The sequence below is a fragment of the uncultured Mailhella sp. genome, assembly GCF_947631555.1.
Taxonomy (GTDB): Bacteria; Desulfobacterota; Desulfovibrionia; order Desulfovibrionales; family Desulfovibrionaceae; genus Mailhella.
In genome coordinates, this window is record NZ_CANRLT010000055.1 from 1 (window position 1) to 16,887 (window position 16,887).

Consider the following 16,887-nt stretch of genomic DNA (forward strand, 5'->3'; position numbering starts at 1 on the left):
CGTGGCCGCACTGTGCGACCACTTCCGCATTCCTGTGGCCGTAGTCATCAACAAGGCCGATCTCAACGCCGGCAAGGCCGACGCGCTCGCCGCCTGGTGCTTCGAAAAAGGCTACACCGTGGCGAGCCGCATCCCCTTTTCCCCGGATGTCACCGCGGCCATGATCGCCCGCCGGGCAGTGACGGAAACCCCGTCTCCCCTCGCGCCGATTCTCCGGCGCATTGCCGAAAACATTCTCGCTCTGCCTTCCGTCCCTGCGGAACACCACACCCTTTCTCACCTATGATAAGGAGAAACGCCATGAAAGCTCTTCTCGCCATTCCTTCCGGTATGCCCGGCGGCCTGACGGCCCCGATGGGTATGCACTTCGGCCACTGCGACATCTATACGATTGTGGAAATTGAAGACGGCGCTATTAAAAACGTATCCACACTGCCGAACGTGCCCCACCAGCAGGGCGGCTGCCTCGCTCCGGTACAGCATCTCGCCGCCCACGGGGTAAAAAGCCTTCTGGCCGGCGGCATGGGTATGCGTCCGCTCATGGGCTTCAGACAGGCCGGCATCGACGTATACTTCGCGGGCAGTTTCATGACGGTGGGCGATGCGGTGCAAGCCTTCATTCAAGGCAAACTGCCGCCCTTCTCCCTGGAATCCACCTGCGGCGGACACTGAGCCTGAAAAGCGAGGCAGAACATGATATTCTTCATGGTCACGCAGCGCCCCGAAGCCTGGACACTGCTGCGCCGCACACTGGAAGAGCACGGGTGTACGGCAGAGCTGCTGCCCGACATGCCCCGCTGTCTGGAAGCGCTGCGCCGTGAACCTCCGGATCTGGTCATCCTCGACCTTCAGCTGGACGGCAAGGAACTCAGGGAAGCCATTGTCTCCATGCTCATGGTTGACGCCTCCGTGCCCTGTGCTGTGGTCAGCACCCTGCCCGCGGAAGTCTTCCATGACCGCATGGAGGGACTCGGCGTGCTTCTCTCGCTGCCGGAAGGGGACAGCAAAGACAGCGCAGAAGCCATCCTTTCCGCCCTGCGCCGTCTGAACGGCTAAACGGAGGATGTCCCGCTGACGGGGGGAACAACAACCCCGCGCAGAGACGGGCATGGTATCCCTTTCACGCTGTGGACAGCGGCGCGCCCCTGTCGTACTATCGAATCATGCGCTTTTTCCACGCCCTCATCATACCGCTTGCTCTGCTTGCCATCTGGCAGGCCGCTTCCCTGTCCGGGACGGTCTCGCCTTATCTCCTGCCCGCGCCGGAGCAGGTGCTGCGTTCCGGCATCACGCTGGTGCAAAGCGGCGTACTGGGCCGTCACGTTGCGGCCTCGCTCTCGCGCATCGCCGTGGGCTTCTCTCTCAGTATCGCCCTCGGCTTCCTGTGTGCCGGCGTACTCTTCCGCTGGCCGCTTCTGGACAAACTTCTTTCCGGACCCTTCTCCTTCCTGCGCATGACGCCTCCCCTTGCGCTGACGCCTCTGCTCATCCTCTGGCTGGGCATTGAGGACGCCACGCAGATCGCCATCATCCTGCTGGCCTCCTTTTTCCCCATCTACCTGAACACCCGCACGGGACTTGGCTGTCTGGACAGCTCCTTCCGCGAACTAGCCGCAAGCCTGCACCTCTCCCGGACGCGGCGGGTACTCTGCTTTCTCATTCCCGCGGCCATTCCCTCCATACTCACCGGGCTGCGCCTCAGCTTCGGCTACAGCTGGCGCGCCCTGATCGCTGCAGAACTCATCGCCGCAGGCAGCGGACTCGGCTATATGATCATGGACGCCGAACAGATGCAGCGTGCCGATGAAGTCATTGTGGGCATTCTGGTCATCGGTGTCCTTGGCTGGCTGCTCGACGCCCTGTTTACCCGCCTCGCCTCCGCACTCCTCGCCCGCCGCTTCCCGGAGGTGAAGGAACTATGAACGCTTCCCTCCGGAAAAGGCCTGGCCATGCGTCTGCTTGAAGGCATCGAAAAATCCTTTGACGGCAGGAGCGTGCTGCGCGGCGTCACTCTGGATCTTGTCCCGCACGGCGTCACCTGTCTGCTTGGAGCATCGGGCTGCGGCAAGTCCACGATCCTGCGCATCGCCGCAGGGCTGGAACGGGCCGATGCGGGCCATGTTCTTACTGATCCTGCGCTCTCTGCCATCGTGTTTCAGGATCCGCGCCTTCTGCCCTGGCTCACCGTGGAAGAAAATCTCCGTCTGGCACTGCCCGCCTTCTGCCCCGATGCTCCTGACCGGATAAAGAGCGTCCTCGATATGGTACAGCTCTCCCCGCGGCTGCTCCGCTCCATGCCGCGCGAACTTTCCGGCGGCATGGCTCAGCGCGTGGGCGTAGCCCGGGCGCTGCTCCGCACCCCGGACATTCTGCTCATGGACGAGCCTTTCGCCGCGCTGGACGCCATCACCCGAAGCAAACTTCAGGACATGCTGCTCTCCGTAACGGGGGACAGGCCCTGCCTCTTTGTGACGCACGACATCCACGAAGCATTCCGCCTCGCCCGATGTATCTGTGTCATGGACCGCGGTGTCATCACCGAAGCTTTCCCGTCTGAAGACTTTTCCGAACCCGACCGCCGCGCCGCTGTCCGGCGCCTCATCCTTCGCCATCTCAACCTTAAGGAGCTTGATCCATGAACACCGCTTTCCGCTTCACCCTGGCCTGTGCCCTTGCTCTGGGCCTCTTCGCGCCCGCGCATGCCGCAGAGGGTGAACTCAACATCAGCTATGTGAAATCCCCCTTCAACCTCCAGATGATGGTCATGAAGGAGCACCAGCTTCTGGAAAAGAAACTCGGACCAAAGGGCATCACGGTGCGCTGGCACGACATCGATTCCGGCGCGCAGCAAGCCACGGCCATGGCCTCCGGAGATCTTGACATCGGCGGCGTGGTGAACACGACTTCCGTCCAGATCGCCAACGCCGAAGGCAACCCCGTGATCATCGTGGCCGCCGCCTCCCGCCCCACAGACGTGTTCGGACTCGCCGTCCAAGAAAATGGGCCGAAAACCTTCAAGGAGCTCAAGGGCAAGACCATCGCCGGTCCCAAGGGCACGGTACTGCATCAGCTCCTCGCCGCCGGTCTCGCACGCGAAGGAATGAGCATGAACGACGTCAACTTCGTACAGATGGGTATACCTCAGGGCTTTTCCGCGCTCATGTCCGGCAAGGTGGACGCCGCACTCATCGCGGCTGGAGCGCTGGTCAAGGCCGGGCAGGCGGGCAAACCCATCCTCGCCACGGCCACGGGGCTGGTCACACCCAAGCTGGTCATGTGCGCCAGCGGCGCCTTCCTGAAAAAACATCCTGAACTCGTCGCCGATGTGGTGGCCGTGCAGGACGAAGCCTGCGACTGGATCATGGCGCACCATGACGAAGCCGTCGCCCTTGGTGCCAAAGAGCAGAACCTCTCCAAAGAAGACGCGGAAAAACTCTTCGCATGGTCGCACTACGCCAAACGCCTCAACGAAAACGACCTCAAAAGTCTGGACGAGGACATGGCCTTCATGCTCGAACAGGGCATGATGCGCAAGAGCGTTGATTCCCGCAGCTTCATTCTGGATTCCGCCATGGAATAAAGCTGTCTCCCGGGGGCGTCGAGTCCTTACCTCTCGAGGATTCGCCGCCCCTTGCCCCCGCAGTCCGCCTTTGCTGAAACGGCCCTGCCGCGGGAAACGCCGCTTCCCGCAGGAAAAGCCGGGGAAATGCCATGATCAAGACCGTCTTTACCACCGAACTTCCCGTGGACGAGCATCTGCTCATCCGCAAAAATTCTCTGTCCGGGGGCACGGGCGAAAAAAGGCTGTGCATCGTCACCGGCACACACGGCGACGAACTGGAAGGCCAGTATATCTGCTACCGTATCGGCAGTCTGCTGCAAAGCGACCTCTCCCTGCTGGACGGCACGGTGGACATCTATCCAGCGCTCAATCCCGTGGGCATCGACTCCATCACCCGCGGCATACCGCCCTTCGACCTCGACATGAACCGCATGTTCCCCGGAGATCCTCTTGGAAACATGGCCGAGTCCACGGCCTACAGCATCATCCGCGATCTGCGCGGCGCAGATCTCGTCCTCGACATCCATTCGAGCAACATCTTCCTCTACGAAGCCCCGCAGGTACGCATCAACCGCCTCACCGCCGAAACGCTGACGCCGCCGGCCAAGCACCTCGACCTCGACTTTCTCTGGGTACATGAGGCCGCGACCGTGCTGGAAACCACGCTTGCCTACACTCTGAACACTCTGGGCACACCAACGCTGGTCGTGGAAATGGGCGTGGGTATGCGCATCACGCCAAGCTACGGCGAACGGCTTACGGCCGGAATACTCCGGCTCATGAGGCACATGGGTCTGTGGAAAGGGCCGGTGCCCGAACTGCCGGAACGCCGAACCATGGTCTCCACCAACGGTTCCGTGGATTTCATCAACGCTTCGGCCTCAGGGGTGTTCATCCCGTTCATCCGCCACCCCATGCAGGTGGAAGCCGGGCAGAGCCTCGGCCGCATTGTGGATCCGCTGCGCGGAACCGTGGTTCAGGAAGTGACTGTGGATCGCTCCTGCTTCGTCTTCACCATCCGTGCTTATCCAGTGGTCTACGAAGGCTCACTGCTAGCCCGCATCTACAGGGAGGGTGAAGCGTGAAAAAGGAATGTCTCTTCGTCCTGCCTTCGCCCTTCCGCGATGAATTCCGTATCCACGGTTTCCGCTTCGGCTCGGGAGAGAAAACTCTGGCCGTGGTAGGAGCCATGCGGGGCAACGAATTTCAGCAGCAGTACGTCTGCGCTCTCCTGGTGGAGGCTCTCCAGGATCTTGAGGAACGCGGCGGACTTGCGGAAGGCCGCGAGATACTGGTGATCCCCTCGGCCAATCCCTTCGCCATGAACGCCGGAAAACGCTTCTGGACCATGGACAACACCGATATCAACCGCGTCTTTCCCGGCTACAGCCTTGGCGAGACCACACAACGCGTGGCCGCAGCCCTGTTCGAGCAGCTTCAGGGCTACCGCTTCGGTGTTCAGGCGAGCAGCTACTACCTCCCCGTATCCTGCATCCCGCATGTGCGCCTCCTGCGCACGGGCTACGAGGATGCGGAACTGGCGCAGGGCTTTGGCCTGCCCTACACCCTCGTGCGCACGCCGCGCTTCTTTGACACGACCACCCTGAACTACAACTGGCAGATCTGGAATACGCAGGCTTTTTCCCTGTACGCCGGCCCTACCGGCAGCCTCTGTGAAGAGCTGGCCCGCGAATGTCAGGAAGCCGTGCTCCGCTTTCTGGAACTGCACGGTGTCCTTCGCAGCCACAGGCATCCCGGCTATCGCTCCGAAATCCTTCAGGAAGATGCGCTGCTCTGCGTCAAGGCCAGGCGGGCCGGAATCCTGCGGCTCCGCTGTGCCGTAGGCGAAAACGTGTGCAAGGGGCAGCTCCTCGCCCAAATTCTCGACCCCTATGACGGCTCGGTTCATGGGGAAGCGTGTGCGCCGGAAGATGGCAAGGTCTTTTCCCTGCATACGGGACCGCTGGTTCTGGAATCCGCAGTACTCTTCCGCCTCATCCGGCTCTGAATACGGTTTTTCGCGCAGACAGAAGCATTCAGCAGAAGCGGCATAGGGAAAGTGAATGCCGGCGTTTTTCTTTTGCCTCTGTACATCAGCGACGTACGCTGACGAGGTACAGCCGAAGAGCTGAAAGGAAAAGCAGGAGAATGTCCGGACCCCATGCTGCGGCAAGAGGCGGCAGCGCACCCCGCTGCCCCATGGATTCACCGAACATGGTCAAGGCGTACATGAGGAACGTGCCCGCCATGCTCGCCGAGACCGCGATATAAATATTGGAATTCCACGAAACCAGAGCCGCCCCAAGAAGCGCCATGACCATGAGCGAAACCGCATAGGCGATCTTGCCGTGCCATACGGTGCGCAGTCCCTCCACATTGGAACCAGCAGCACTGAGCTGACGGATGATGCCGCCGAGCTGCCACAGGGGAAGCTGCTGGACATTAACGGCACTGATGGCGAAAAAGACTTCAGGATCCTGATGGATGGGAAGTTCAAGATGTCCCAGCGTGTCTGTCCGATAGGTTTCCGGCATGGTGCGCACGGCGTCTTTCGCCACCCAGCCCTCACGCCCGGCACTGACGTCCGGCGCACGAACAATGACATCGACATCGGTCGTGCCTTCCCGAACGTGGAAGGCCCGAAACCCCGTCCCCGTGCCGTTGTGTGCAAGCTGCTTCACGGAGACTGTCCACCCGTTCTCCATGAACCATACATCGGATATGCTCCGCCGGCTTGGGTCGCGCTTGCGTACCTGCTCCTGCCAGAGGTAATCGGCATAATGCTCGCCCTGTACGCCGATGAACTGGGAACAGCTGAACTGTACTGCGCCCCAGAACGCGCCGCAAAACACCAGAACCACGGCTATGGATGCGAAGGAGACGCCGCCCGCATGCAAAGCCGTCAGCTCCCGGCTGTGTCCCATGAAGCAGAGCGTAATCACTGTGGCAAGAAGAAACACCGCAGGCAGTATCTGCGCGATCATGGAGGGCAGGCGGCAGCCAAAATACTGGATGATCAGCCAAAGTCCGGCACCGTTGTCGATGAAGATGTCCACCTTCTCCACAAGCTCCGTGAGCAGGTACAGACCGACGCCAAGACTCATGATGAGCAGAAGCATACGCGCGTGCCGCTGGAAGATGTAGCGGGAAAGCAGACTCATATGCGCTCTTCCTCCTTCTTTTTCCGGCGCTGGCTCCAGAGTTCGGCGACGTGGGGCATTCTTTCTCTGGCGGCCAGAGACATACCATAGACGCCGAGGACGAAAAAGAGGACGTTGGGCAGCCACAGCCCTATGAACGGCGAAAGATCACCGCTTTCACCCAGGCTGATACCGGCCATGAGCAGGCTGTAGTAGAAAAGGAAGAGCAGTAGCGCGAGGAGCACACCTGTCTGCTGGCGCAAACCCTGAAAGGACGTGGCAATGGGGATGACAAAGACGCAGAGCACGAGGCAGGCCACGGGGAAGACAAAGCGCTTGTGCCGTTCCACGTCGATCTTGCGGGCCATGCGGGGATTGTTTTCGGCAAGCTTTTTCTGGAAGTCGTAGTCATAAAGCCGCTCCCAGGTGTATTCCTTGGGCTTTACCGGTCCCAGATCCACGCCTTTGAACAGGGAATCGAAGTCCAGACGCACGGCGTATTCCCCGAAAGCCATGATGGACAACGCGTGGTTTTTCTCCGTATAGCATTTGCCGTTTTTCAGCAGGAAGACAATCTCCCCGTGCTCGTAGTCGGCATCGAGATTGCCCTCCGGTGCCAGTATGGTCATGGTGGCGTCCGGGGAACGCCGGTCCTCCACCAGCACCCCGGCCATGGTCCCCGAGGCGGGATCCACCTTGCGGGCGAAGAGCACCATATTCGGAACGTCCTTGTTGAACACACCGGGCTGCACCACCACGCGGGCACTGCTGCTCGCGATGGACAGTACTTCCGCACGGAAATTGCCCATGCCCCATGCCTGAAGGTAAAACGAAATCCAGAAGCCGAAGAGCATACACAGGCAGGAGAAGATGAGCGGCGCTGGAAGCATCTGGTACAGGCTCACGCCGCCTGCCTTGAGAGCCACAAGCTCTCTGTCCGTACTCATGCGCAGGAAGGTCAGAAACACGGCGAGCATACAGGCTACAGGACAGATGATAAGTAGAAAGAACGGACTGAGATAACCGAAGAGCCGCAGCGTGTCCAAAACGCCGAGTTCCAGCCCCAGCAGCATGTCCCGAAGCTGAAGCGCACGCCCCATGAGAATAAACAGCAGAAGCACCGCCGCAGCCAGAAAAAAGGTTTTGGCGTGTTCCAGAAGCAGGCGGCGCTGGAGAAGATTCATGCCTGCATACCGCCCGTCTCGCGGAACATGCGTTCCAGTGCTTCCTGATCAAGGGGAGACAGGTCAAAACGCGCCCCGGCATCGTCCAGAAGCGCAGCCAAACTGATTGAAGGCTGTTCAAGCCTTCGTTCCGCAATATATTTCAGAGCGCGCCGTACCCGCTCTTCGTGCTGAATGATGGTTGACATGGCTATCCTCGCGCTGCCGCGCGCTCTTCAGGCGGCAGACAGCCGCCCGTGTGAAGATGAATGATAGCTTTTTTTTTGAGAATGATGAAGTAAAAAAAAGCCCCTTTCGCTGATAAAGGGAAAAGGGGCAAAAAAAACAGGGAAAATTCCCAAGAGTTTCCAAGTTTCCCGCCAGGCGTCCATCAGGCAAGCGCGATGGTCTGACCGGGATTCAGGAGCAGCGGACGGCAGTCCGGAGCATGAAGAGGCAGTGCCTTGAAGAATACCTCGGGGGTTTGAGCCAGGACGCCGAAGGTGCCGTAGTGCATGGGCATGGCGGCTGACGCCTTCAGGAGCGCAGCGGCCCGCGCCGCGTCTTCTCCGTCCATGGTAAACACGCCGCCCACGGGGAGCATGACCACGTCCAGAGAGAAACGCTCGCCGATGAGTGCCATGTCGCCGAAAAGACCGGTGTCACCTGCGTGATAGACTCTATGTCCACCGGGCATCTCAATAACGAAGCCTACGGGAACGCCCCTGCCTGCCGAGTGAAAGGCAAGAGTCATGGTCATGCGCACGCCCTTTTCTTCCACCGTGCCGCCTATGTTCCAGCCCATGCCGCAGTTCATGATGCGGGAAGAGGGCACGCCGTGCTCCGTAAAGTAGTTCGCGAGTTCCACAATGCAGGCAACGCTTGCTCCCGTGGCAAGCGCTATCTCCAGCGCCTGCCCCAGGTGGTCGCTGTGATCGTGCGTCACGGCCACGATGTCAGGCGCAGGAATACTTTTCCATTGAGGCGCAAAAGGGTTGCCTTCAAAGAAAGGATCCACGAGCACGGACACGCCGCCCTCGCTGATCATGACGTTGGAATGGCCGTACCATGTGATCGCAAGCTCTGACATAACCCCTCCCGGCGAAAAATCACTTTCTTTTAATTGATGATAGCCCCGTCAGGACGCACGGGTCAAGCAACCCTCCCCTGGCAAAAAAGCCGCCCCAAAAACAAAACCTCGCGTTGATCGCTTGAAATACATGCCTTTTCAGAAAAACCGAGAGTTAGAAACGGCTCTTTGCCTTGACAAGCCGCCTTGCTGCGGGGCAAGGTCTCCCCATATTCCCTATCCCAGTCAAGGAAGTCCCATGCCGCGCTGCTTCCCAGCCCTGATTGCCTGCCTGCTCGCCCTTTTTAACGCTCTGCCCGCTTCAGCCGACACTGCGGACGAGCTTGTCTTCAAGGCGCCTGCCTCCTTCACGGATCTGACCAGCCCGGAAAATGAGCTTTTTCAGGAAAGCGCAAGTCACGCCGTTGCCCATGGCAGACTGCTGCGCCTGTACCTGCCGGACTCCATGGCGCACCAGTATCGCAGCGGAAACCGCGATGCCGTCACCCGCGAGGTGCTTGTCTGTGCTCTGAAAGACCAGCGAACGCCGTTCGACCAGAAGGATATGGATCTTTTGGCCCGATCCACGGAAGGGCTGTTCATCGGCTTTTCCCGCATACCCAAAAATCGCACGGACACTCCCGCTGATGAACTTAAACACCGAAAGCAGACGCTGAAAAAGGCAGTTCAGGAAGGAACGCCCCTGCTGGTGGACTCACTGCGCACGTCCCGAGCCTACCTCTATACCTGCCTCGTCCATTATCCTATGGCGGAACACGGTGAAAAGGCCTTTCTGACCACGGCCCTGGCCACGGCGCTGGTTCCTGTACGAGGAACCGCCCTCTTTGTCACGGTGAGTTCCCTCCTGGGACGAGGCGATGCGGAAGTCCACCTTGAATGGGTCAAGGAGACCGCAACGGCCTTCGCCGCGATGATCCATGATCTGAACAAAGAGGAAAAAACGCCGTAACTCTGCGGCAGCGTGGAAAAAAGCCCATCTCAAGCTCTTGCCATGCCTGAAAAAATACGCTAATAAATTGAAGTTCTACATAATGCACACATTGGCTGCGGCCAGGGTTCCCGTGGACGGAGGCGTCCGCGGGTGAAGGTCAGGGGTCAATGTGGAAGACAAACCCTTTCTTTTCAAGGAGATTTTCTCATGGCTTACGTCAGCATGAAACAAATGCTGGAAACCGGCGTCCACTTCGGACATCAGACCCGCCGCTGGAATCCCAAAATGCGTCCCTACATCTTCGGTGCGCGCAACGGCATCCATATCATCGACCTCCAGCAGACGGTAAAGCTCTTCCGCGACGCCCACGACAAGATCGTTGAAACTGTGGCAAACGGCGGCAAGGTTCTGTTCATCGGTACCAAGCGCCAGGCTCAGGAAGCCGTGGCCGCCGAAGCCGCCCGCGCCGGACAGCCTTCCGTGACCAATCGCTGGATGGGCGGCACGCTTACCAACTTCGTCACCATTCAGAAGAGCATCGAACGCCTGAAGAAGCTCGAAGCCATGTTCGCCGACGGCTCCATCAACCGCTATCAGAAGAAAGAAATTCTCAGCTTCCAGCGCGAACTGGACAAGCTGAACCTCACCTTGGGCGGCATCAAGGACATGGACAGCCTGCCTGCCCTCGTGTTCATCATCGACCCCCACCGTGAAGAGATCGCCGTCAAGGAATGCCGCAAGCTCGGCATCCCGATTGTGGCCGTCACCGACACCAACTGTGATCCCGATGTCATCGACTACATCATTCCCGGCAACGACGACGCCATCCGCGCCATCAAGCTCTTCGTGAACGCCATGGCCGAAGCCTGTCTTGAAGGCGCCGCCCAGTCTAAGGAAGAGACCGACCCCGAAGCCGCCATGCAGCAGGCTGCCGAAGCCGCTGACGCCGCTGAATAACCCCTATTTCGAAGGAGCATCCCAATGGCTATTACCGCTGCCATGGTGAAGGAACTGCGCGACAAGACCGGCGCCGGAATGATGGACTGCAAGAAGGCGCTCACCGAATGCGGCGCCGATGTGGAAAAGGCCCTGGACTGGCTGCGACAGAAGGGCCTGTCCAAGGCTGCCAAGCGCGCCGACCGCGCCACCTCCGAGGGTGTTATTGCCTGCGCTTCCACGACTGACAAAAAGACTGCCGTCATCGTCGAAGTGATGACCGAAACCGACTTTGTGGCACGCGGCGAAAAATTCCAGGCCTTCGCCAAGTCCGTAGTCGATGAGCTGGTGAACAGTTCCATCGATGATCTGTCCGTATTTCAGGATCGTGTGAACGACCTTGTGGCCTCCACTGGTGAAAAAACCGTGCTTGGCCGCTTCATACGCATGAGCGTTCCCCAGGGCATCGTGGGCGCCTACGTCCACTCCAACAGCAAGCTCGCCGTTCTCGTGGAAGTGAACACCAGCAAGCCCGCCGATGAAACCGTGGCCGACCTCGCCAAGAACATTGCCATGCAGATCGCGGCCTCCAATCCTCTGGCACTTGACGCCGACAGCCTCGACCCCACCCTCCTGGAGCGCGAGCGCGAAGTCTACCGCCAGAAGGCTCTGGCCGAAGGCAAGCCCGAAAAGATCATCGACAAGATCGCCGACGGCGCCGTGAAGAAGTACTGCAAGGAAGTCTGCCTGATGGAACAGGCCTACATCCGCGACGACAAGATCTCCATTCAGGATCTGGTCAAGGCCGCGGCCAAGACCTCCGGCATGGACATCACCATCGGAAAGTTCGTGCGCATCCAGCTCGGAGCCTAGTTCAGCGTGCCACTTTCCAGAAAAAACGGGCTTTGCCCGCTTGAATAGATACCGAGTTCACGATAGAAGGGGGGGGGAGGGAAAACTTCCCCCCTTCTTCATGCCCTTTTATCGGACTGGCTATGGAAGAACACGCCACTATTACAGCACTCATCATCACTCTGAACGGGGAACGACTTCTGGGCCGATGCCTGGAATCGCTATCCTTCTGCGACCGCATACTCATTGTGGACTCCTTCAGCACCGACGCAACGGAACGCATAGCCCGTGAACATGGAGCAGTGTTCATCCAGAACACCTGGCCGGGGAACGCCAAACAGATATTTTTCGGCCTGAAGTGGCTCGCAGAGCACGCTCCCACAGAGTGGGTACTCATGCTCGACTGCGACGAGATCATCTCGTCCGAACTGCGGGCGTCCATCCTTCAGGCCATAACCGCCCCGGGAGAAAACACGGCCTTTTCCATGCCCCGCCGCACCTGGTATTTCGACCGCTTCCTCAAGCACGGCGGATGCTATCCCGACCGGCTCTTCCGCCTTTTCCGGCCTGAAGCCATACAGATAGACAATCAGGGAGCGCATCAAAAATTCGTTCCCCGCGGCAGTTTCGGCACGCTCAGCGGCGACCTTCTGCACTACACCTACTCCAGCTTTGCCAATCAGCTCGAAAAACTGAACGATTACGCCGAACGCGGGGCGCGCGACCTGGAGGCCCGCGGCAAACGCGGCGGCGTACTGCGCGGACTTATCCACGGCACCTGGCGCTTCCTGGACATGTACGTCCTCAGGCTGGGTCTGCTGGACGGCCGGGCGGGCTTCCTCATGGCGGCCCACACCTCCTTCTACACCTTCCTTAAATACGTCCGCATCCATGAAGGCTCCTGGGGGAAACCGTACGATCACGGTCTCAGCCCCGAACATCCCGTTAACGGAAAGGAAAACCATGAGTGAACTCAAGTACAGACGTGTGCTGCTCAAACTGAGCGGAGAAGCTCTGGCAGGAGAAAAAGGCACGGGTATCGACCCTGAAACCGTCAAGACGATCTGCCATGAGATAGCCGAAGTCTCGGCTCTGGGCGTTGAAATCGCCCTCGTCATCGGCGGCGGCAATATCTTCCGCGGTCTTTCCTCCTCAGCCAGGGGCATGGATCGCTCCAACGCCGACTATATCGGTATGCTCGCCACCGTGATGAATGCCGTGGCCGTACAGGACGCGCTGGAGAACATGGGCTGTCCCACGCGGGTGCTTTCGGCCATCGACATCCGCGAACTGTGCGAACCCTACATCCATCGCCGCGCCGTCCGGCACATGGAAAAGGGGCGCATCATCATCTGCGCCGCAGGAACCGGCAATCCCTATTTCACCACGGATACGGCGGCAGCCCTGCGCGGTGTGGAACTCCGCTGCGATGCCATCATCAAGGCGACCAAGGTGGACGGCATCTACGACAAGGATCCCATGAAATTCAGCGATGCCGTGCGCTTTGACCATCTCACCTACGACGAGACACTGCGCCGTCACCTCAAGGTCATGGACGCCACGGCCATCACGCTGGCTCAGGAAAACCACATCCCCGTCGTCGTCTGCAGCATGTTCGACGGGAACATCAAGCGTGTTGTCTGCGGTGAAGCGGCCGGCACGCTCGTAGAGGGAGAATAGGAATCATGGACATCGAAACGCTCCAGCTTGACGCCGAAGAACGCATGGAAAAGGCCCTCGCCGCCCTCGACCGGGATTTTGGCAAACTGCGTACCGGCCGCGCCGCCACAAGCCTTGTGGATTCCATCAAGGTCGATTACTACGGCACGCCCACGCCTATACAGCAGCTCGCCTCCGTCGCCGTGCCGGACAGCCGTACCATCACCATCCAGCCCTGGGACCGCAACGCTTTCGGCCCTGTGGAAAAGGCCATCCTCAAATCCGACCTCGGACTCACCCCCATGAACGACGGCCGCCTCATCCGCATCACCATCCCGCCGTTGACCGAAGAGCGCCGCCGCGACCTCACCAAGGTGAGCAAAAAGTACACGGAAGACACAAAGGTAGCCCTGCGCAACATCCGCCGCGATGCGAACGATGCCCTCAAGAAGCTGGAAAAGGAGAAGGAAATCTCCGCCGACGATCTGAAGAAAGCCATGGACGACGTGCAGAAGCTTACGGACGCCTATGTAAAAAAAGCAGACCTCAAGGCACAGGCCAAGGAAAAAGAGATCATGGAGATCTAACCTGAGCGTCCGGGGAGCCGCAAGGCCGGCTCCTTCGGCTCCGGGGTACGCATGGACGCACGACTGCCGCAGCATATCGCCGTGATTATGGACGGCAACGGGCGCTGGGCCGAACAGCGCGGACTTCCCCGCTCCGAAGGTCATCGCGCCGGAGTGGACGCCCTGCGGAGACTGGTGCGGGAATGCCGGAGCCTCGGTATCCCACGCGTGACCGTCTACGCCTTTTCCAAGGAGAACTGGCAGCGTCCGGAAACGGAGATCCGCTTCCTTTTCGACCTCTTCCTGCGCTTTCTGCGCGAGGAACTGCCCGAACTCATGGAGCAGGACATCCGCCTCGCCTTCATCGGGGAAGAAGAGGATCTGCCCTTCCCCGTCAGGCGGGCACTGGAATACGCGCTGCGCAAGACCTCAGGCAACCGCTCTCTGACGCTCACCCTGGCCATCAGTTATTCCGGCAGAGAGGAAATTCTCCGCGCCGTGCGCAGGGCCATGCGCTCGGGTCTCGCCCCGGCCGAGCTTACCGAACAGCGCTTCCGCGGTTTTCTCTACGAACCCGGGCTTCCCGATCCCGACCTGCTCATCCGCACGAGCGGGGAGCTGCGGCTGAGCAATTTTCTGCTCTTCCAGAGCGCCTATACGGAACTCTATTTCATTCCCGTACTCTGGCCGGACTTTCAGGCTGCGCATCTTCAGGAGGCTCTCGACGTCTACGCCGGGCGGGTGCGCCGCTTTGGCAGAACCTCCGAACAGCTTCGACCTTAGCGCCGGGCGACTTCCCTGCGCTCTCCTTTTCTCTGGGGGAACATTCATGAACGAAAAATTTCGCGCCGCCGGACTTCAGACCCGTCTCATCACCGGTCTGCTCCTTGCCGCCGCACTCATCGCCGTCTGGTGTGCGGGAGGCTGGTATCTGTCCGGTTTTGTCGTCCTCGTGTCTGCGGTTGGGCTTGGCGAATACCTCTCGCTGTTTCAAACCCGCGGAGGCTGGCTGTCCCGTGGTCTCGGATTGTTCCTTGGCACCGCCTATGCCGCGATCTGCGCTCTTGCACCTCAATATCCGCCCCACCTCTTCCTTGCGGCCTGCGGTCTCGTCCTGGGCGTCTACGCCCTCGCCGCCTGGAGCCGGGAAAAGACTCTCGACCCGCTGGGCCGGGCCGCGTTCCTCCTCGGCGGCATCGTCTACGTTCCCGTACTCCTCGCTCCCGCCATGCACTTCAGCCGCTGGGAACAGCTTCTCATCGTCCTCGTGCCGGCACTGTCCGACATCGCCGCCTACTTCGCCGGTGTGAGCTTCGGCAAGCATCATATCTGGGCTTCGGTCAGTCCCAGGAAAAGCGTGGAAGGCGCTGCCGCCGGCCTTGCCGCCGCCGTCGCAGCCACCTGTGTGCTGGGCACGCTCACCGGCAAAGCTCCTCTTGCCGGCTTCGCCCTGCTGGGGCTTGTTCTGGGTATCATGGCACAGCTCGGCGACTTCTTCGAGTCTGCCCTGAAGCGCGCCGCAGGTGTCAAGGATTCCAGCCATCTCCTGCCCGGACACGGCGGCATCCTCGACCGCATCGACAGCGTCCTCTTCTGCTCCGGAACCTACGCCGTGGCCGCGGGCTTCTGCGTCTTCTTCTGATGAGGCCCGCAACAGCATGAACTATATCAGCCGCATCCCCGGCGAGGGTGACGCTCTGCCCTTTCCCCGCCGCCTGGCTCTCATGGGCTGCACCGGCTCCATTGGGGGCAGCTCTCTGCGGGTGCTGGAGGCGTGGCAAAATTCCGGCAGGTTCGTCGTGCAGGCTCTGGCCGCCGGGCGCAATATTGCCCGCCTCGCCGAACAGGCTGCACGCTGGCGTCCGCACTGGCTCGCCGTTCTGGACAGAGACGGGCCGACGGGCATCAATGCCCTGCGCCGCCTGCTGCCTCAGGACTACCACCCGGAGATTCTCTCCGGCCCGGAAGGTTTTGCGGCTCTGGCATCCCTCGATGACGTGGACATGGTGCTTTCCGCCCAATCGGGCGCAGCGGGTCTGCGGGCCACGGCTGCGGCTGCGGCCGCGGGCAAGTTCATCTGCCTTGCCAACAAGGAATCGCTGGTACTCGCAGGAGCGCTCATCCGCAGGCTCTGCTCCCTTACCGGAGCCGTGATCTTCCCCGTAGATTCCGAACACTGCGCTCTTTTTGAATCCATGCTCGGCAGACGCAGCAAGGACATTGCAAAACTCGTTCTTACAGCGTCCGGAGGTCCCTTCCGCAGCTTCGGCGCAGAAGCGCTCCGGCATGTCCGTGCCGAAGACGCGCTCAAGCACCCCTGCTGGTCCATGGGAGCGAAAATCACCATCGATTCCGCCACCCTGATGAACAAGGGGCTGGAGATCATCGAAGCCTGCCATCTCTATGGCGTTTCTGCCGAGGACGTGGAAGTGGTGGTACATCCCCAGTCCATCATCCACTCTCTGGTGGAATTCACGGACGGCTCCCTCATCGCGCAGCTCGCCGTGCCGGATATGCGCGTGCCGCTTGCCGCCGGCTTTTCCTGGCCTTATCTTCTGGACGGCCGCGTCACGGGCATAGAAAAACTGTCCCTCGTCAAAGCGGGGGCGCTCACTTTCGAAGAGCCGGACACCGAACGCTTCCCCTGCCTCAATCTGGCACGGAGGGCCTTTGCCGAAGGCCGCACCGTGGCCCTGAACGCTGCCAACGAAATTGCCGTCGCCCGCTTCCTCGCCGGAGAGCTTGCCTTCATGGACATTCCCGTGCTGGTGGACGATATTCTCACGCAGACGGCCAGAATGGAGGAGATTCCCGAACCCGATGTGATCGGAGTTCAGGAATGGACGCTCCGCACGCTGGACGCCATCGAACAAAACGACGCGCACGCACGGGCTCTGGCCTCGGCGTGGTGCGCCTCCTGACGGAACACTATGCAGTCCATCCTTCATCTCTTCTCCTACTGGGATTCTGCGCTCGCCATGGTGCTGG

Annotated in this window: 20 protein-coding genes and 1 pseudogene; 17 read left to right on the plus strand and 4 right to left on the minus strand. The window is 60.2% G+C overall.

All coding sequences use genetic code 11. The features are described from left to right. From Q0Z94_RS08145 to Q0Z94_RS08180, 8 genes and pseudogenes are all read left to right on the plus strand, one after another. A pseudogene (locus Q0Z94_RS08145) lies at positions 1-286 on the plus strand ((4Fe-4S)-binding protein); the annotation flags it as partial. A gap of 14 nt (positions 287-300) precedes the next feature. Then, on the plus strand, positions 301-672 hold the full coding sequence (locus Q0Z94_RS08150) for a NifB/NifX family molybdenum-iron cluster-binding protein (protein WP_298068592.1): 372 nt from the start codon (positions 301-303) through the stop codon (positions 670-672). Between the two features lie 21 nt (positions 673-693). After that, a complete protein-coding gene (locus Q0Z94_RS08155) occupies positions 694-1,056 on the plus strand; it encodes a hypothetical protein (protein WP_298068595.1) in 363 nt (120 codons plus the stop codon). 71 nt (positions 1,057-1,127) lie between these two features. Continuing rightward, positions 1,128-1,922 (plus strand): ABC transporter permease, encoded by a 795-nt coding sequence (locus tag Q0Z94_RS08160; protein ID WP_298068597.1) that lies wholly within the window; start codon positions 1,128-1,130, stop codon positions 1,920-1,922. Positions 1,923-1,949: 27 nt separating this feature from the next. Further along, positions 1,950-2,639, plus strand: a complete 690-nt coding sequence (locus tag Q0Z94_RS08165) for an ABC transporter ATP-binding protein (RefSeq protein ID WP_298068599.1) — start codon at positions 1,950-1,952, stop codon at positions 2,637-2,639. Continuing rightward, positions 2,636-3,580 carry an NrtA/SsuA/CpmA family ABC transporter substrate-binding protein gene (locus Q0Z94_RS08170; protein ID WP_298068601.1) on the plus strand — a complete coding sequence of 315 codons (945 nt, stop codon included), beginning with the start codon at positions 2,636-2,638 and terminating at the stop codon, positions 3,578-3,580. Before Q0Z94_RS08165 ends, Q0Z94_RS08170 begins: the two co-directional genes overlap by 4 nt. Before the next feature lie 131 nt (positions 3,581-3,711). Continuing rightward, positions 3,712-4,647, plus strand: coding sequence for a M14 family metallopeptidase (locus tag Q0Z94_RS08175; protein ID WP_298068603.1), 936 nt, complete (start codon positions 3,712-3,714; stop codon positions 4,645-4,647). Next, positions 4,644-5,570, plus strand: a complete 927-nt coding sequence (locus Q0Z94_RS08180; RefSeq protein WP_298068605.1) for a M14 family metallopeptidase — start codon at positions 4,644-4,646, stop codon at positions 5,568-5,570. Before Q0Z94_RS08175 ends, Q0Z94_RS08180 begins: the two co-directional genes overlap by 4 nt. Positions 5,571-5,655: 85 nt before the next feature. Here Q0Z94_RS08180 and Q0Z94_RS08185 read toward each other — a convergent pair whose 3' ends face one another. The 4 genes from Q0Z94_RS08185 to Q0Z94_RS08200 form a co-directional block, all read right to left on the minus strand. Beyond that, a complete protein-coding gene (locus Q0Z94_RS08185; protein ID WP_298068606.1) occupies positions 5,656-6,723 on the minus strand; it encodes an LptF/LptG family permease in 1,068 nt (355 codons plus the stop codon). Then, on the minus strand, positions 6,720-7,886 hold the full coding sequence (gene lptF, locus Q0Z94_RS08190) for an LPS export ABC transporter permease LptF (protein ID WP_298068608.1): 1,167 nt from the start codon (positions 7,884-7,886) through the stop codon (positions 6,720-6,722). Before lptF ends, Q0Z94_RS08185 begins: the two co-directional genes overlap by 4 nt. Beyond that, a complete protein-coding gene (locus Q0Z94_RS08195; protein ID WP_298068609.1) occupies positions 7,883-8,074 on the minus strand; it encodes a hypothetical protein in 192 nt (63 codons plus the stop codon). The genes lptF and Q0Z94_RS08195 overlap by 4 nt, the downstream gene beginning before the upstream one ends. Positions 8,075-8,256: 182 nt before the next feature. Further along, positions 8,257-8,955, minus strand: coding sequence for a metal-dependent hydrolase (locus tag Q0Z94_RS08200; protein ID WP_298068611.1), 699 nt, complete (start codon positions 8,953-8,955; stop codon positions 8,257-8,259). Positions 8,956-9,193: 238 nt separating this feature from the next. On the opposite strand from Q0Z94_RS08200, the gene Q0Z94_RS08205 reads away from it, so the two are divergent. The 9 genes from Q0Z94_RS08205 (at position 9,194) to dxr (ending at position 16,820) form a co-directional block, all read left to right on the plus strand. Beyond that, complete coding sequence (locus tag Q0Z94_RS08205; protein ID WP_298068612.1) at positions 9,194-9,904, plus strand: hypothetical protein; 711 nt, start codon at positions 9,194-9,196, stop codon at positions 9,902-9,904. A gap of 189 nt (positions 9,905-10,093) precedes the next feature. Then, on the plus strand, positions 10,094-10,843 hold the full coding sequence (rpsB, locus tag Q0Z94_RS08210) for a 30S ribosomal protein S2 (protein WP_298068614.1): 750 nt from the start codon (positions 10,094-10,096) through the stop codon (positions 10,841-10,843). 24 nt (positions 10,844-10,867) lie between these two features. Beyond that, positions 10,868-11,695, plus strand: a complete 828-nt coding sequence (gene tsf / locus Q0Z94_RS08215) for a translation elongation factor Ts (protein ID WP_298068617.1) — start codon at positions 10,868-10,870, stop codon at positions 11,693-11,695. A gap of 122 nt (positions 11,696-11,817) precedes the next feature. After that, positions 11,818-12,645, plus strand: a complete 828-nt coding sequence (locus tag Q0Z94_RS08220) for a glycosyltransferase family 2 protein (RefSeq protein WP_298068619.1) — start codon at positions 11,818-11,820, stop codon at positions 12,643-12,645. Beyond that, positions 12,638-13,354 carry a UMP kinase gene (pyrH, locus tag Q0Z94_RS08225; protein WP_298068622.1) on the plus strand — a complete coding sequence of 239 codons (717 nt, stop codon included), beginning with the start codon at positions 12,638-12,640 and terminating at the stop codon, positions 13,352-13,354. Before Q0Z94_RS08220 ends, pyrH begins: the two co-directional genes overlap by 8 nt. Before the next feature lie 5 nt (positions 13,355-13,359). Further along, positions 13,360-13,920 (plus strand): ribosome recycling factor, encoded by a 561-nt coding sequence (gene frr, locus Q0Z94_RS08230; RefSeq protein WP_298068625.1) that lies wholly within the window; start codon positions 13,360-13,362, stop codon positions 13,918-13,920. Between the two features lie 51 nt (positions 13,921-13,971). Next, a complete protein-coding gene (gene uppS / locus Q0Z94_RS08235) occupies positions 13,972-14,682 on the plus strand; it encodes a polyprenyl diphosphate synthase (RefSeq protein WP_298068627.1) in 711 nt (236 codons plus the stop codon). A gap of 46 nt (positions 14,683-14,728) precedes the next feature. Beyond that, a complete protein-coding gene (locus tag Q0Z94_RS08240) occupies positions 14,729-15,541 on the plus strand; it encodes a phosphatidate cytidylyltransferase (protein WP_298068630.1) in 813 nt (270 codons plus the stop codon). A gap of 16 nt (positions 15,542-15,557) precedes the next feature. Beyond that, entirely contained in the window at positions 15,558-16,820 is a 1,263-nt protein-coding gene (gene dxr / locus Q0Z94_RS08245; protein WP_366517595.1) for a 1-deoxy-D-xylulose-5-phosphate reductoisomerase, read from the plus strand. Positions 16,821-16,887: the final 67 nt, after the last annotated feature.

Bases quoted from the DNA above. Each gene is read 5' to 3' on its own strand.
- Q0Z94_RS08150 (WP_298068592.1), top strand. From the start codon at position 301: ATGAAAGCTCTTCTCGCCATTCCTTCCGGTATGCCCGGCGGCCTGACG.
- Q0Z94_RS08155 (WP_298068595.1), top strand. From the start codon at position 694: ATGATATTCTTCATGGTCACGCAGCGCCCCGAAGCCTGGACACTGCTG.
- Q0Z94_RS08165 (WP_298068599.1), top strand. From the start codon at position 1,950: ATGCGTCTGCTTGAAGGCATCGAAAAATCCTTTGACGGCAGGAGCGTG.
- Q0Z94_RS08170 (WP_298068601.1), top strand. From the start codon at position 2,636: ATGAACACCGCTTTCCGCTTCACCCTGGCCTGTGCCCTTGCTCTGGGC.
- Q0Z94_RS08175 (WP_298068603.1), top strand. From the start codon at position 3,712: ATGATCAAGACCGTCTTTACCACCGAACTTCCCGTGGACGAGCATCTG.
- Q0Z94_RS08185 (WP_298068606.1), bottom strand. From the start codon at position 6,723: ATGAGTCTGCTTTCCCGCTACATCTTCCAGCGGCACGCGCGTATGCTT.
- lptF (WP_298068608.1), bottom strand. From the start codon at position 7,886: ATGAATCTTCTCCAGCGCCGCCTGCTTCTGGAACACGCCAAAACCTTT.
- Q0Z94_RS08195 (WP_298068609.1), bottom strand. From the start codon at position 8,074: ATGTCAACCATCATTCAGCACGAAGAGCGGGTACGGCGCGCTCTGAAA.
- Q0Z94_RS08200 (WP_298068611.1), bottom strand. From the start codon at position 8,955: ATGTCAGAGCTTGCGATCACATGGTACGGCCATTCCAACGTCATGATC.
- Q0Z94_RS08205 (WP_298068612.1), top strand. From the start codon at position 9,194: ATGCCGCGCTGCTTCCCAGCCCTGATTGCCTGCCTGCTCGCCCTTTTT.
- rpsB (WP_298068614.1), top strand. From the start codon at position 10,094: ATGGCTTACGTCAGCATGAAACAAATGCTGGAAACCGGCGTCCACTTC.
- tsf (WP_298068617.1), top strand. From the start codon at position 10,868: ATGGCTATTACCGCTGCCATGGTGAAGGAACTGCGCGACAAGACCGGC.
- Q0Z94_RS08220 (WP_298068619.1), top strand. From the start codon at position 11,818: ATGGAAGAACACGCCACTATTACAGCACTCATCATCACTCTGAACGGG.
- pyrH (WP_298068622.1), top strand. From the start codon at position 12,638: ATGAGTGAACTCAAGTACAGACGTGTGCTGCTCAAACTGAGCGGAGAA.
- frr (WP_298068625.1), top strand. From the start codon at position 13,360: ATGGACATCGAAACGCTCCAGCTTGACGCCGAAGAACGCATGGAAAAG.
- uppS (WP_298068627.1), top strand. From the start codon at position 13,972: ATGGACGCACGACTGCCGCAGCATATCGCCGTGATTATGGACGGCAAC.
- Q0Z94_RS08240 (WP_298068630.1), top strand. From the start codon at position 14,729: ATGAACGAAAAATTTCGCGCCGCCGGACTTCAGACCCGTCTCATCACC.
- dxr (WP_366517595.1), top strand. From the start codon at position 15,558: ATGAACTATATCAGCCGCATCCCCGGCGAGGGTGACGCTCTGCCCTTT.